Genomic DNA, 14,014 nt, shown 5'->3' on the forward strand with positions numbered 1-14,014 from the left:
CGGAGGGTCGGCTGCGCCCCGCGACGCCTAGTGACGCTTCGGCAACGTGGCCAGCGCATCGAGCGCACGCCGCCGCGCGCCGTCGTGATCGACGATCGGCGCCGGATAGTCGTTGCCGAGCCGCACGCCGGCCGCCGCGAGTTCCACCGGCGACGCCTCCCACGGCGCATGGATCGTCGCCGCGTCGAGGCCCGCGAGTTCCGGCACCCAGCGGCGCACGTATGCGCCCTGCGGATCGAACTTCCGGCCCTGCGTCACCGGATTGAAGATGCGGAAATACGGCGCGGCGTCGGCGCCGCAGCCAGCGACCCATTGCCAGTTCGCCGGATTGTTCGCGACGTCCGCGTCGACGAGCGTGTCGTAAAACCAGCGCTCGCCGGCCCGCCAGTCGATCAGCAGATGCTTGACGAGAAACGACGCGACGACCATTCGCACACGGTTGTGCATCCAGCCGGTCGCCCACAGCTCGCGCATCCCCGCATCGACGAGCGGATAGCCGGTCAGCCCGCGCTGCCAGGCGCGCAGCGCGGCGGGATCGTCGCGCCACGGCATCGCGTCGAACTGCGCGCGGAAGTTGTCGGTCGCGAGCGCCGGGAAGTGATACAGCAGCACGTGGCTGAATTCGCGCCAGCCGAGCTCGCTCAGGAATTTCTCGGCGCCGGCCGAGCAGGCCGTGCCGCCCGCCTGTGCGGCACCCTGCACCGCATGCCACACCTGGCGCGGCGACACGTTGCCGAAGCGCAGGAACGGCGACAGCCGGCTCGTCGCCGACCGGTCGGGCCGGTCGCGCGTATCGGCATAGCCGGCCAGCGACTCGACTGAAAACGCGTCGAGCCGCGCATGCGCGCCGGCCTCGTCGGGTGTCGGCCACGCGTCGCGCAGGCCGCCCGCCCAGTCCGGCGCACTCGGACGCAATGCGAGCGCGTCGAGCGCCAGCGCACGTTCGCGCACGCCGGCCGGCCACGGGTGAAACGCGATCCGTTCGGGTTCCGGCAGCGGCGCCGCCACCGTGCGATCTCGCCGCACCGCGCGCCAGTATGCGGTGAACACCTGGAATGGCGTGCCGGCGCCTGTCAGCACCTCCCACGGTTCGTTCAGCAGGCTGCCGTTGCTGCTCTCGACCTCGATGCCGCGCGCCTTCAGCGACGCCTTCAACGCCGCATCGGCATCGCGCTGCGGCAGCGCATAGCGGCGGTTCCAGTACACGGCCGCAGCACCCGTGTCGTGCACGACGCGTTCGATCTCGCGCGGCGCATCGCCGCGCAGCAGCAGCAGGCGGCCGCCATGACGCACGAGCGCCGCGTCGAGTCCGGCGAGCGCCCCGTGCAGCCACCAGCGCGCCGCGCCGCCGAGCGCGCGCCCTGCGCCTTCGCCCGTGTCGTCGACGTACACGCACACGAGCGGCCGGCCCGACGCGACCGCGCGCGTCAGCGCGGGCTGGTCGGTCACGCGCAGATCGTCGCGGAACCACACGACGGCAGGAGCAACGGACGACTTCGCTGGCACGGGCACCTCGATCGGGAAACGGAAAAGTGACCGGTATTGTCGCGGCACGGACGCGCGATGTCGATGTCCGGCACACGTGCGGCGCCCGCCAACGCGTCGCGGCCCGACGACGACGCCCAGCCGGATCGCGAGCCCGGTGAAACGCCTTAGTCCATTCCGACGATTCTTCACCGGACGCACCGGCCTACGCTCGATGTCGGGTTCAACGCGATGCGCGGCACGCACCGGCCGCCGGTCGGCCACGCGCATCGCGCGACGCATCCGTCAGGTCCGCCGCCGCGCGCGCGGACCGTTCCGGCCGTCGCGGCGCGCACCCGCCCGGGCGCGCCCGCGGTCTCGCCCTCATCGTCAATCTCACCCGATACGCGCCATGACCAAACCAGCCAATCTCGTCACCTCGATCACCGTCGCGATCGACGCCCCCGCTTCCGTCGTCTGGGAAGTGCTGACCGACTTCCCGCGCTACGGCGAATGGAACACGTTCTGCGTCGGCCTCGAAACGACCGGCCGGATCGGCGACTTCGTGTACATGCAGGTGCGCATTCCGGGCACGGAGACGGTCATTCCCGTCAACGAAATCCTCGTCGCGTGCGAGCCCGAGCGTCTGCTGTCGTGGGAGCAGCGCCCGATCGACGACAACAAGGACGCCGCGCGCCGCGACCAGTACGTCGAAGCCGACGGCGCCGAACGATGCCGTTACTTCACGACCGACCAGTTTCTCGGCATCAACGCGGAAACGATCATGCGCGAGCACGGCGGCTGGGTGAAACAGGGGTTCGACCAGTGCGCGCGCGACGTGAAGCGGCGCTCGGAAGCGCTGCACGCGTCCCGCCGGCGTGAAAGCACGTGACGGAGAACGCCCGATGCCCGATCTGCAGACTCTCTCCGATCATCACGACATCCGCGAGCTGATCGTCGCGTACTCGAGCGCGATCGATGCACGCGACTTCGACGCGCTCGATGCGGTGTTCACGCGCGACGCGACGATCGACTATCGCGCGATGGGCGGCATCGCCGGCATCTATCCGGACGTCAAGGCGTGGCTGCGCACCGTGCTGCCGCGGTTCCCGCAATACCAGCACATGGTCGGCAACCTGTCGATCACGCTCGACGGCGACACCGCGCGCGGCCGCACGATCTGCTTCAATCCGATGGAAGTCGCGCTGCCGGACGGCGGCACGCAGGTGATGTTCCTCGGGCTGTGGTACGTCGACCGGTTCGTGCGCACCGCGCAGGGTTGGCGCATCGCGGAGCGCGTCGAGGAGCGCTGCTACGGCCACAACGTGCCGGCCGTGCTCGCGCACGCGACCGGCTGATGCGGCACGGCGCGCGCCGTGACAACGTTGCACGGCGCGCGCGTCGCGGGCGCCCGGTTTCAGTCGAGACGGAAGGCCGCCTCAAAACGTTCGGCGAACGCGTCGAACTCGGTTTCCGGCAGATGGTTGATGCCGCCCGCGCGCTTGCGCCCGCCGCCGGTCGGGAAACCGCGGCAGAATTCGTCGGCGCCGAGCGGCCGGCCGTCGGGCACGCGCACGCTGACGACGAGCCCGCCCTGCGCACGCGGCGACAGCACCGCGAGCGCCGCATGCGGCGCATTGCGCATCCGCTCGTTCGCGAGCATCCCCGTCGCGCGCCGCGCCCACGGATGATCCGGCATCCTGATCAGCGTCGCGCCCGGCACGTCGCGCAGCGGCGCGAGCGCGCATGCCCGCGCCATGTCGTCGCGATAGCCGTCGCGCAGCGCGGCGAACACCGGCGTGTCGCGCACGAAGTCGAGCGGATCCGCGCACGGCAGCATCGCATCGGCGAGCACCGCCGGATCGAAATGCAGATCGTCGACGCAGTCGCCGTAGGCGTTGTAGTTCAGGTAGAGCCCGAGCTCGGCGAGCGTGCCTCGTTCAGCCTCGTCGAGCCCGTATTCGCGCGCGAGCGCGTCGCCGAGTGCCGGCAGTTCGTCGCCGAACGCCGCGACGATCGCCCAGCGCACATGGCGGCCGCCGAGATGGCGGTTCACGAGCGCGCTCGTGCAGACGTCGGCGGCCGTGTCGATATACGCGTCGAAACGCGGATCGCCCGGCAGCTCGCCCGCGAAGTGATGGTCGAAGTAGCGGATCGCCGCGCCTGCGCACAGCAGCCGCGCGCAGGCGTCGCGGTTCTGGTCGTGCGACACGTCGAGCACGGTCACGCGGTCGCCGGCCCGCGCGTCGATTCGCTCGAGCAGCCTGATGTCGCGCTTCACGCCGGTCACGAGCGTGCCGCGTTCGCCCTCCGCGAGCCGCAGTTGCTGCAGCGCGCACAGGCCGTCCGCGTCACCGTTGAACGCGAAGAAATGTCGTCCCCGGTGGGGTTGCCGTTCCTGCATCATCCGTCGCTCCGTCCTCAGGGCATGAAGTCGCCGCCGTTCGCGTCCAGCGTCGCGCCGGTCACCGCGTTCGCATAATCCGACGCGAGGAACAGCGCCGCGCGCGCAGTCGTCGTCGGTCGGCAGCTTCGCGAGCGCGATGTTCGACGCGATCGGCGCGATGATCTCCTCCTCCGTCATTCCATACTCGGCTGCCGCCTGCCGGAAATACGTCTGCGTCGGCACGCCCCACATCCAGCCCATGTGGATGCTGTTCGCGCGGATCCCGTGCACGCCGAGCTCGCGTGCGAGGTATTTTGCCGCAACCGCGAGCGCGCCCTTCGATACAGCGTAGCCCGATTCCCCTGCAAACGGCTTGCGGGTGGCCTGCGTGTTGATCATCACGATCGCGCCGCGCTTCTGCCGCTTCATGTGCGGGACGATTTCCTGCGTGAGCGTCATCGTGCCGAACACGTTGGTGTCGAACACCGCGCGCCAGCCGTCGAGATCGGCTTCCTCGACCGCCTCCGGAAACGTGCCGTGCACGAACGCGCTGTTCACGAGCGCGTCGATCCGGCCGAAGCGCTCGACCGCCTGAATCGCGAGTTGCCGGCACTGCGCGCGCTCGGCGATGTCGGTTTGCACCTTCAGCACGTCGCATGCGACGCCGAGTGCGCTGATCCGCGCCTGCGCGTCGTCGAGTTTTTCCATCGTGCGTGCCGCGACGACCACGCCGCGCGCGCCCTCGCGTGCCGCCTCGACGGCGAGCTTCACACCGAGCCCCGGCCCGATTCCGGAAATCACGACGATCTTGTCCTTCAGCAACATGGGTTGTCTCCTGGTTATCGTTGGTTTCGCGGGCGCGCCGTCAGCCGGCCGCCCGCAGGTGCCGCGCGCGATACGCGGCGAAGTCGTGCGCCAGTTGCGCATCGGTGAAGCCGAAGCGCGCGATCGAGTAATCGTGCGCGGCGCGCTTGTCGCGGCCGTTGCGCGTCATCCAGTCCGTCATCGCCGCGCGCTGCCGTGCATCGAGCGGCATGCCGGCGAAGCGGTACACGGCTTCTGCAACGCCGAGCGGATTCGACACGGTGTCCTCGAAACGCACGTCGAGAAACCGCTCGGCCTGCAACGCGTCGCGCGCCGTCATCGCCGCGCGGATCGCGCGGGCCATTCCCGCGTGCCACTGCGCGCCGACCGTGCGCGGATCCGGGTCGTCCGCGTACATCTGCCACAGCGTGTGCGCCATGCTCGCCATCGACGGAATCGTCTGCGCCGGATCGCGGTGCGTGAGCACCACCTGCGCGTGCGGAAACACGCGGCACAGCACGTCGAGCGCATGCAGGTGCTGCGGCGTCTTCAGCAGCCAGCGCTCGGCCGGCGCGACGCCGCGCTGCATCTTCTGCCACTGCAGGAACTGCAGCATGCGCTTCAGGTACGTATAAACGGGTGTCAGGTCCTGCTGCTCGCGCCACGCCGTATAGCCCGGCACGTTCGCGTACGAATCCATCGCGCACACGAACGAGTGCTCCATCAGCATGAACTCCTCGTCGACGAGCATCGCGTCGAGCGGATGAATCGCGAGGATCTGCGGAATGCAGTCGATCATGGTCGCGACCTCGGCCTGCGCGCGTGCGATGCGCACGGTCGGTGCGTCGAGCGTCTCGCCGGAAAGCGGCGCCGGATAGCGCGTTTCCCACCACGCGGCCGAATGAAAGCGCGGATCGACCGCGAGCAGCCGCTGCAGCAGCGTCGTGCCGGTGCGCGGCAGCCCGACGATCACGAGCGGATCGTCGATCTCGATGTCGACGATCTCCGGATAACGCCGGCAGTAATCCTCCACGACGAGCCGATTCACGAGCTGGCCGACGAGCTTCTCGCGCATCATCTCCGCGCCGCGCGCGGACAGCTTCGCTTCATCGATCAGCGATGCGCACATCACGTCGAGCGCCTCGCGATACGGGCCGTCGCCGAACGCGGCAAGGCCGCCCGTGCGCGACACGGCTTCGGCGATCAACCCGTCGGCATCGAGCAGCGTGCGGATCCGGTCGAGCGGCGCGTTCATGCGGCCTCCTTCAGCGCGGCGAGCTTGACGACGCGCGTGCGCGGATGCACCGGCCGCGCGGCGCCGACCCAGCGCCAGCAGATCGTGCCGCTGCGATGCCCGGCCGTATCGAGCCAGTTCGCGTCGCCCGGCCGCGACGCGGCGACCACCACCGTCACGCCGCCGTCGGCATTCAGGCGCGCGCTGTGCTTGTTCACGCAGATGTCGAAGTGCCGGTAGTCGAGCGACTCCATCCAGTGGTTGTTGAGCTGCACGTTCCAGAAATCGCAGTCGGGCACCGTGTCGACGTCGATCACGAGCGCCTCGTCATCGGCCAGCGACCAGCACGAGTGGTAGTAGTAGATGTTCGGATCGCCGCCGACCGACTGGCACAGCGCCTGGTCCGCGGGCGGCAGCGCGTTGACGTGCGCCCCGTAGCTCCCGGCCCAGTCGGCGAACAGCTTCGACGTCCGCTCGACGAACTGCGCGGCGCGCATGAGGCCGCCCTGCAGCACGAGCGGGTCGAGCGGCGCCGGGCGGTCGTGCGCGCCGATGCGCTCGATCTTCAGTTGCGCGGGCGTCTCCGCGCGCCGGTCGAGGAAGGTCTGGCGCACCAGCAGCGCGTTCGTGCCCGGCTCCATGCGTACCCAGTTGCCCGCGCGCGGCGTCGCGCTCAGCACGATCTCGAAGCTGCCGTCCGGCGCGACCTCGAGTTGCTTCGCATCGAGAAACCCCGTCTGCAGCATCTTGCCGTCCGTTTCGTAGCCGCCCTTCTGCGTGCCGAAGCTCAGGTACGCGACCGTGCCGCGCCGCCCCGTCACGCGATATTCGCAGCGGCCGTCGAGGCGCGCGTACTGGTACAGGTTGTCGGGATTGTCGGCGCCGATCTTCGCGGTCTCGTGCGACGGCGAGAAGAAGCCGGGCCACGCGCCGTCCGCGAACTCGACGTGCATTTCGAGCGCGATGCGCATCAGCCGGCTCAGGTAGCGGAACCCTTCCGCGCGCGTGAGCGGATCGTCGGGCGCGTCGGCGCGCAGGATCTGCTGTCCGCTGCGCTTCAGGGTGTCGCAGAAATCGGCCCAGGTCTGGCCCGAAAGCAATTGCGTGGCACGTGTGTCGTCCGTCATGTGTCGTCTCCGCCAGTGGTCGAGCGCTCACCTTAAGCGAGCGCTCCACGCGCCACTTCGTCCGGGTGGACTAAGGAAAGATCCGCTGCGCCGCCGTGTCGGTTCTGTCCTGTTCCGGCCAATCACGCACGTTCCCCCGAACAAGAAAATTCGTGGGGCTGGCGCAAGCTCGTCGCTGGCCGGAACAGGCCCTAGTCCACCCGGACGAAGAACGGCACCGCCCTCGCTCGATACCGTTGGCGTCATGCACGAAACGCCGCACATGTCGCGCGGCGCCGGCATGCAACAAGGAGACGAACGATGTTGACCCACTTGGAGCGACTGGAGGCCGAGAGCATCCACATCATGCGCGAGGTGGTCGCGGAAAGCGAAAACCCGGTGATGCTCTATTCGATCGGCAAGGACAGCTCGGTCATGCTGCATCTCGCCATGAAGGCGTTCTACCCAGCGAAGCCGCCCTTTCCGCTGCTGCACGTCGATACGACGTGGAAGTTCCGCGAGATGATCGCGTTTCGCGACGAGACGGCCGAGCGCCTCGGCCTCGACCTGCGCGTCCACGTGAACCCCGACGGCGTGGCGAACGACATCAATCCGTTCACGCACGGCTCGGCCGTTCACACCGACGTGTGGAAGACGCAAGGGCTCAAGCAGGCGCTCGACCACTACGGCTTCGACGCCGCGTTCGGCGGCGCGCGCCGCGACGAGGAGAAATCGCGCGCGAAGGAGCGCATCGTGTCGCTGCGTTCGACGCAGCACCGCTGGGATCCGAAGCGCCAGCGGCCCGAACTCTGGTCGCTGTACAACGCGCGCAAGCGCAAGGGTGAAAGCCTGCGCGTATTTCCGATCTCCAACTGGACCGAGCTCGACATCTGGCAATACATCCGGCTGCACGACATTCCGATCGTTCCGCTCTACTACGCGAAGGAGCGGCCCGTGGTCGAGCGCGACGGCGCGCTGATCATGGTCGACGACGAACGGCTGCCGCTGCGCGACGGCGAAGTGCCGCAGATGCGCAAGGTGCGCTTTCGCACGCTCGGCTGCTATCCGCTGACGGGTGCGATCGACAGCGACGCGAGCTCGCTCGACGACATCCTGCAGGAGATGCGCGACACGCGCACGTCCGAGCGCCAGGGACGGCTGATCGACAGCGATTCGGCCGGCTCGATGGAAAAGAAGAAACAGGAGGGATATTTCTGATGGCACCCGTTCTCACCGCACCCAAGGCACCCGGTATGCACGCCGACGATGGGCAGACGAAGGACCTGCTGCGCTTCATCACGTGCGGCAGCGTCGACGACGGCAAAAGCACGCTGATCGGCCGCATGCTCTACGAATCGAACATGCTGTTCGACGATCAGCTGACCCAGCTCGAAGCCGATTCGAAGAAGGTCGGCACGCAAGGCGGCGACCTCGATTTCGCGCTGCTCGTCGACGGCCTGTCGGCCGAACGCGAACAGGGGATCACGATCGACGTCGCGTACCGCTTCTTCGCGACCGCGCGACGCAAGTTCATCGTCGCCGATACGCCCGGCCACGAGCAGTTCACGCGCAACATGATCACCGGCGCATCGACTGCCGATCTCGCGGTGATCCTGATCGACGCGCGCAAGGGCGTGCTCACGCAGACACGCCGCCACAGCCATCTCGTCGCGCTGATCGGCATCAGGCGCGTCGTGCTCGCGATCAACAAGATGGATCTGGTCGACTACGACCGAGCGGTGTTCGAGCGCATCGACGCCGACTATCGCGCGTTCGCGGCCGAGCTCGGCCTCCAGGAGATCGTCAGCATTCCGATGTCCGCACTGCGCGGCGACAACGTGATCGCGTCGAGCCCGCGCATGCCGTGGTACGCGGGCCCGCCGCTGATGCAGCATCTCGACACGCTGCCGCTCGTCGAGCGCGTGACGCGCGACGAACCGTTCCGCCTGCCCGTGCAATGGGTCAACCGCCCGCATCTGAACTTCCGCGGCTATGCCGGCAGCATCGCGTCCGGCGAAGTGCGCGTCGGCGAACGCGTGCGCGTGCTGCCGTCGGGCAAGGAAAGCCGCATCGCGTCAGTGATCACGCCGGCAGGCGAAGCCCACGTCGCGCGCGCCGGCGAAGCGGTGACGCTCACGCTCGCCGACGAAATCGACATCAGCCGCGGCGACATGATCGCGCACGCCGACGCGCCGCCGGAGGTGGCCGATCAGTTCGAGGCGACGCTCGTGTGGATGCACGACGAACCGCTGCTGCCGGGCCGGCCGTATCTCGTGAAGCTGGGCACGCAGACGGTCGGCGCGACCTGCGCGACGCCGAAGTACAAGATCGACGTGAACACGCGCGAGCATCTCGCCGCGCGCACGCTCGCGCTGAACGAGATCGGCGTGTGCAACCTGAGCTTCGACCGGCCCGTCGCGTTCGATCCGTACGACCAGAATCGTCATACCGGCGGCTTCATCGTGATCGACCGCTTCACCAACGACACGGTCGGCGCCGGGATGCTGCACTTCGCGTTGCGCCGCGCGCACAACGTGCACTGGCAGGCCGTCGACGTCGACCGTGACGCGCGCGCGGCGCAGAAGGCGCAGACGCCGCGCATCGTGTGGCTGACCGGGTTGTCCGGCGCGGGCAAGTCGACGATCGCGAACCTCGTCGAGCAGCGGCTGCATGCGCTCGGCAAGCATACGTACCTGCTCGACGGCGACAACGTGCGGCACGGGCTCAACCGCGATCTCGGCTTCACCGAGGCCGATCGCGTGGAGAACATCCGGCGCGTGGCCGAAGTCGCGCGACTGATGCTCGATGCCGGGCTCATCACGCTCGTATCGTTCATCTCGCCGTTCCGCGCGGAACGCGACATGGCGCGTGCGCTGGCCGGCCCCGACGAGTTCGTCGAAGTGTTCGTCGACACGCCGCTCGCGGTGGCCGAGGAACGCGATCCGAAGGGGCTGTACAAGAAGGCGCGCAAGGGCGAACTGAAGCACTTCACGGGCATCGACTCGCCGTACGAGCCGCCCGCGCAGCCGGAACTGCGCATCGACACGGTGGCCGAGTCGCCGGAAGCGGCGGCCGATCGCATCGTCGCGTACCTGCTGCGCGAGCGCGTCGCCTGACCCTCGCCGGCCGCGTCGCACGGACCACTGCCCGCGTCGTCTACTCCGTTCGGATGACGCGGGCCGCCGGCCGGCCGGTATGCTCGTTCGGAAGCATTCACCCCGCCCCAGGAGAACACGAGCATGCGGATCGCGCTGGCGCCCGACGACACGGCCGCGCACGACGGTTTCGACGACGCCGCGTGGACGGCCCGCGAACTCAGCGCGTGGCTCGGGCTCGTCTATCAGGGCCTGTCCGAAACGACGCCGTGGGCGCGCTTTCTCGAAGCGATCCGCGTGCGGCTCGACGCGCGCTTCACGACGCTCGTGCTGCGCAACCCCGGCGGCTCGCGGCGCGGGCTCATCATCAACGCGTCGGCCCACGGCCCGCTGCTGCCCGGCGAGCCGTCGTACAGCGAGCAGTTCTATGCGCTGTGCCCGTTTCTCGACCAGCCACCCGGCCAGGTGTTCACGGCAGACGGACTGTTCGGCGCCGCCCGCTGGTGCGCGCACGATTTCTACCGGCAGTACCTGCAGCCGCTCGACCTGCGCTTCATCCTCGGCGCGAACCTGCGCGGCGAGCGCGGCGTCGAGTGCGCGTTCTTCGTGAGCGGCGCTCGACGTGCTCGACGCCGAGCGCGCGCTGTACGCGGGCACCGTCGACCGGCTCGACGTCGGTACCGCGATCCTCGACGAGGATGGCCGCGTGATCAAGCACAACCGCATCGCCGAACGGCTGCTCGCGCAGCAGGACGGCCTGTGCCTGCGTCAGGAGCGGCTCCATGCGTCGTGCCCGCTCGACGAGCGCCGGCTGCAGAAGGCGTTGCAGGCCACGCTCGAGCATTTCCGCGCGGGCGCGCTGGGGCGCATCGAGGCCACCACGCTGTCGCGCCCCGGCGGCGCGATGCCGTTGAACGTGCTGCTGCGCCCGCTCGCGCCCTATCACGGCGCGGAGGACCGCCAGCACCGGCCGGCCGTCGCGGTGTTCGTCCGCGATCCGGCGTCGTCACCGCAGACCTCGCGCGACATGCTGCACCGGCTGTTTCGCCTCACGCCGATGGAAACCGAGATCGCACTGCTGCTCGTCGACGGCCTGACGCTCGACGAAGCGGCCGCCGCCACCGGCATCACGAAGAACACCGCCCGCGCACACCTGCGCGGCATCTTCGCGAAGACGGGCGCAACGCGCCAGGCCGTTCTCGTGAAGATGCTGCTGAACAGCGTCGTGTCGATGGCGTAGCGGGCGGCGCCCACCCGGGGGCGACGCCCATCGCAGCGCAGAGCGGGCCGCCAAGGATACGGTTGCCGTCAGGTCGAATCACGTCATACGTCATCAGACATGATGGCGCCCAATTATCTCCCGCTGCGATGTCTCATTATTTGGCCGAATTTCGGGTAAACCCGCGACGTCACGCCGGAATCTGAAGCGTACCATGTCGTACGACAACATACTACTTAGCTCACCACCCGACGCCGACGCGGGCCGCCGCCCCGTCCGCCGCCCGACCGGAGACTCCATTGACCACGCCTGCCCTGCCCGGCCGCGACCCGCTCGCGTCCGCCGTCTCGAAAGTGAAATGGCACGTGCTGCCGCTCGTGCTGATCATGTTCATCGCGAACTACATCGACCGCGTCAACGTCGGCTTCGTCGATCGCCACCTCGAAGCGTCGATCGGTATCGGCGCTGCGGCGTACGGACTCGGTGCCGGCCTGTTCTTCGTCGGCTACGCGCTGTTCGAAGTGCCTTCCAACCTGCTGATGCAGCGCTACGGCGCACGCATCTGGCTCGCGCGAATCATGGCGACGTGGGGCATCGTCGCCGCCGCGATGGCGTTCGTCTGGAACGACACGTCGTTCTACGTGCTGCGCTTCCTGCTCGGCGCAGCCGAGGCCGGCTTCTTCCCCGGCGTCGTGCTGTACCTGTCGCAATGGCTGCCGCCGCAGGAGCGCGGCAAGGCGATGGCGATCTTCCTCGGCGGCTCCGCGTTCGCGTCGGTGCTGTCCGGGCCCGTGACCGGCGCGCTGCTGTCGATCCACGGCTTCGGCCTGCAAGGCTGGCAGTGGATGTTCCTGATCGAAGGGATGTTCTCGGTCGCGCTGTGCGGCGCGAGCTGGCTGCTTCTGAAGTCGCATATCCGCGACGCGACGTGGCTCACCGCCGACGAACGCGCGGCGCTCCAGAACACGCTCGATGAAGAACGCGCGACCCGCGACGTGCGCTCGAAGGTGCACGTATCGGCCGCCACGCTGCTGCGCGACCCGCAGATCATGCTGTTCTGCTTCCTGTATTTCGCGATCCAGCTCACGATCTACGCGGCCACCTTCTGGCTGCCGACCATCATCCGCAAGATGGGCGGCCTCACCGACTTCCAGGTCGGCCTCTACAACACGATTCCGTGGATGATCGCGATCGGCGCGATGTACGCCTTTGCGGTGCTGTCCGCGAAGTGGAAACATCCGCAGCGCTGGCTGTCGTTCGCGCTCGTGCTCGCCGCGTGCGGGCTGTTCGCGTCGACGTCGCACGATCCCGTCTGGTCGTTCGCGTCGATCTGCTTCGCCGCACTCGGCTTCAAGGCCGCGTCGTCGCTGTTCTGGCCGATCCCGCAGGGCTACCTCGACACGCGCGTGGCCGCGGCCGTGATCGCGCTGATCAACTCGATCGGCAACCTCGGAGGCTTCGTGGCACCGACGGCCTTCGGCTATCTGAAGCAACATACGGGTTCGATCACGGGCGGCCTGTATGCGCTCGCGATCGCATCCCTCGTCGCCGCGGTCGCCGCGCTGTTCGCCCGCACGCACCGGCGCAGCGATCCGCCGAAGGGCCTGCCGGCCGACGAGTCCTTCACGAACACTGCACTGCTCCGCCATGCCGAACACTGACCGCCTGACCGTCGTCGTCTCGAATGCCGTCGACGGCGACCTCGCCACGTTCTCGCTCACCTCCGACGGCGCGCTCGCCCCGCTCGCCCGCTACCCGGCCGGCGACGTCGCGATGCCGGTCGCCGTGCAGCCCGATCGCGGGCGGCTGTACGTCGCGACGCGCGGCGCAGAGCCGACGATCGTCGCATTCCGCATCGCAGCCGGCACCGGCGCGCTCGCCCGCATCGGCGCAACCGCGATCGACGCGAGCCACGCGTACCTGTCGCTCGATCGCAGCGGCCGCTGGCTGCTCGGCGCGTCGTACGGCGGCAACTCGCTGAGCCTCTACGACGCCGCGCGCGTGCGCGACGGCGACGGCGCGCCGCTGCAGGTCGCGCACGGCATCGCGAACGCGCATGCCGTCGTCGTGTCGCCGGACAATCGATTCGCGTACGTGAGCTCGCTCGGCTCGGACCGCATCTTCACGTTCGCGCTGGTCGAGGATGCAGGCGGCCTGCGCGCGGTCGAGCATGGCGAAACGCGCGTGCCGGGCGGCTTCGGGCCGCGTCACCTGCGCTTCGCGCGCGACGGCCACACGCTCGTCGCGGTCAGCGAATTCCAGGCCACGCTCGCGACCTTCTCGCGCGACGTCGACAGCGGCCGCCTCGGCAACGCACAAGTCAGCGCGCGTCACCCGGCCGTCATCGACCTCGCGCAAGGCCATGCGCGCCCACCCGCGCCGACCGAACCCGCCGTGTGGGCCGCCGATCTCCACCTGACGCCCGACGAGCGCTTCGTGTATGTCAGCGAACGCACGTCGAGCCAATTGCTTTGCTATCGCCAGCATGCGGACGGCACCTTCGAACCCGCTCATGCGACGGCCACCGAAACGCAGCCGCGCGGCTTCGCGATCGATCCGTCGGGACGCTGGCTCGTCGCATGCGGCGAGCAATCGGAATACGTGTCGGTCTATGCGGTCGAGCCAAGCGACGGCACGCTGTCGTTGCACGCACGCGTGCCGGGCGGTCGCGGGGCGAACTGGGTTGCGATCGTCTGACGGGCCGAT

9 protein-coding genes and 3 pseudogenes are annotated in these 14,014 nt (G+C 68.8%); 7 read left to right on the forward strand and 5 right to left on the reverse strand.

Annotation, left to right across the window (positions count from 1 at the left end):
• Positions 1-27: 27 nt before the first annotated feature.
• The gene (locus tag ACT2FV_RS27750; protein ID WP_444505186.1) at positions 28-1,506 is read right to left on the reverse strand and encodes a cryptochrome/photolyase family protein; all 1,479 of its coding nucleotides are present in this window, start codon (positions 1,504-1,506) and stop codon (positions 28-30) included.
• 370 nt (positions 1,507-1,876) lie between these two features.
• Between ACT2FV_RS27750 and ACT2FV_RS27755 the strand changes: the two genes are divergently transcribed.
• Together ACT2FV_RS27755 and ACT2FV_RS27760 are read left to right on the forward strand one after the other, a co-directional pair.
• Positions 1,877-2,356, forward strand: coding sequence for an SRPBCC domain-containing protein (locus ACT2FV_RS27755; protein ID WP_444505187.1), 480 nt, complete (start codon positions 1,877-1,879; stop codon positions 2,354-2,356).
• A 13-nt stretch (positions 2,357-2,369) separates the two neighbouring features.
• Positions 2,370-2,822, forward strand: a complete 453-nt coding sequence (locus ACT2FV_RS27760; RefSeq protein WP_124629721.1) for a nuclear transport factor 2 family protein — start codon at positions 2,370-2,372, stop codon at positions 2,820-2,822.
• Between the two features lie 59 nt (positions 2,823-2,881).
• Here ACT2FV_RS27760 and ACT2FV_RS27765 read toward each other — a convergent pair whose 3' ends face one another.
• The 4 genes and pseudogenes from ACT2FV_RS27765 to ACT2FV_RS27780 all read right to left on the reverse strand — a co-directional run bounded on the left by ACT2FV_RS27765 (position 2,882) and on the right by ACT2FV_RS27780 (position 7,015).
• A complete protein-coding gene (locus ACT2FV_RS27765; RefSeq protein WP_124629732.1) occupies positions 2,882-3,868 on the reverse strand; it encodes an acetyltransferase in 987 nt (328 codons plus the stop codon).
• Positions 3,869-3,885: 17 nt separating this feature from the next.
• Positions 3,886-4,675, reverse strand: a pseudogene (locus tag ACT2FV_RS27770) (SDR family oxidoreductase).
• A gap of 40 nt (positions 4,676-4,715) precedes the next feature.
• A complete protein-coding gene (locus ACT2FV_RS27775) occupies positions 4,716-5,909 on the reverse strand; it encodes a sulfotransferase family protein (protein WP_444505188.1) in 1,194 nt (397 codons plus the stop codon).
• Positions 5,906-7,015 carry a DUF1214 domain-containing protein gene (locus ACT2FV_RS27780; protein ID WP_124629718.1) on the reverse strand — a complete coding sequence of 370 codons (1,110 nt, stop codon included), beginning with the start codon at positions 7,013-7,015 and terminating at the stop codon, positions 5,906-5,908. The genes ACT2FV_RS27775 and ACT2FV_RS27780 overlap by 4 nt, the downstream gene beginning before the upstream one ends.
• Before the next feature lie 276 nt (positions 7,016-7,291).
• Here ACT2FV_RS27780 and cysD point away from each other — a divergent pair.
• From cysD to ACT2FV_RS27805, 5 genes and pseudogenes are all read left to right on the forward strand, one after another.
• Positions 7,292-8,212, forward strand: a pseudogene (gene cysD, locus ACT2FV_RS27785) (sulfate adenylyltransferase subunit CysD); the annotation flags it as partial.
• Positions 8,212-10,110, forward strand: coding sequence for a sulfate adenylyltransferase subunit CysN (cysN, locus tag ACT2FV_RS27790; RefSeq protein ID WP_444505189.1), 1,899 nt, complete (start codon positions 8,212-8,214; stop codon positions 10,108-10,110). The pseudogene cysD and the gene cysN, both read left to right, overlap by 1 nt.
• Positions 10,111-10,233: 123 nt before the next feature.
• Positions 10,234-11,329, forward strand: a pseudogene (locus ACT2FV_RS27795) (helix-turn-helix transcriptional regulator).
• A 278-nt stretch (positions 11,330-11,607) separates the two neighbouring features.
• Entirely contained in the window at positions 11,608-12,969 is a 1,362-nt protein-coding gene (locus ACT2FV_RS27800) for an MFS transporter (protein WP_444505190.1), read from the forward strand.
• Positions 12,956-14,005, forward strand: coding sequence for a lactonase family protein (locus ACT2FV_RS27805; RefSeq protein ID WP_226115578.1), 1,050 nt, complete (start codon positions 12,956-12,958; stop codon positions 14,003-14,005). Before ACT2FV_RS27800 ends, ACT2FV_RS27805 begins: the two co-directional genes overlap by 14 nt.
• Positions 14,006-14,014: the final 9 nt, after the last annotated feature.

The organism is Burkholderia sp. PR2 (assembly GCF_052372875.1).
Taxonomy (GTDB): Bacteria; Pseudomonadota; Gammaproteobacteria; order Burkholderiales; family Burkholderiaceae; genus Burkholderia; species Burkholderia diffusa.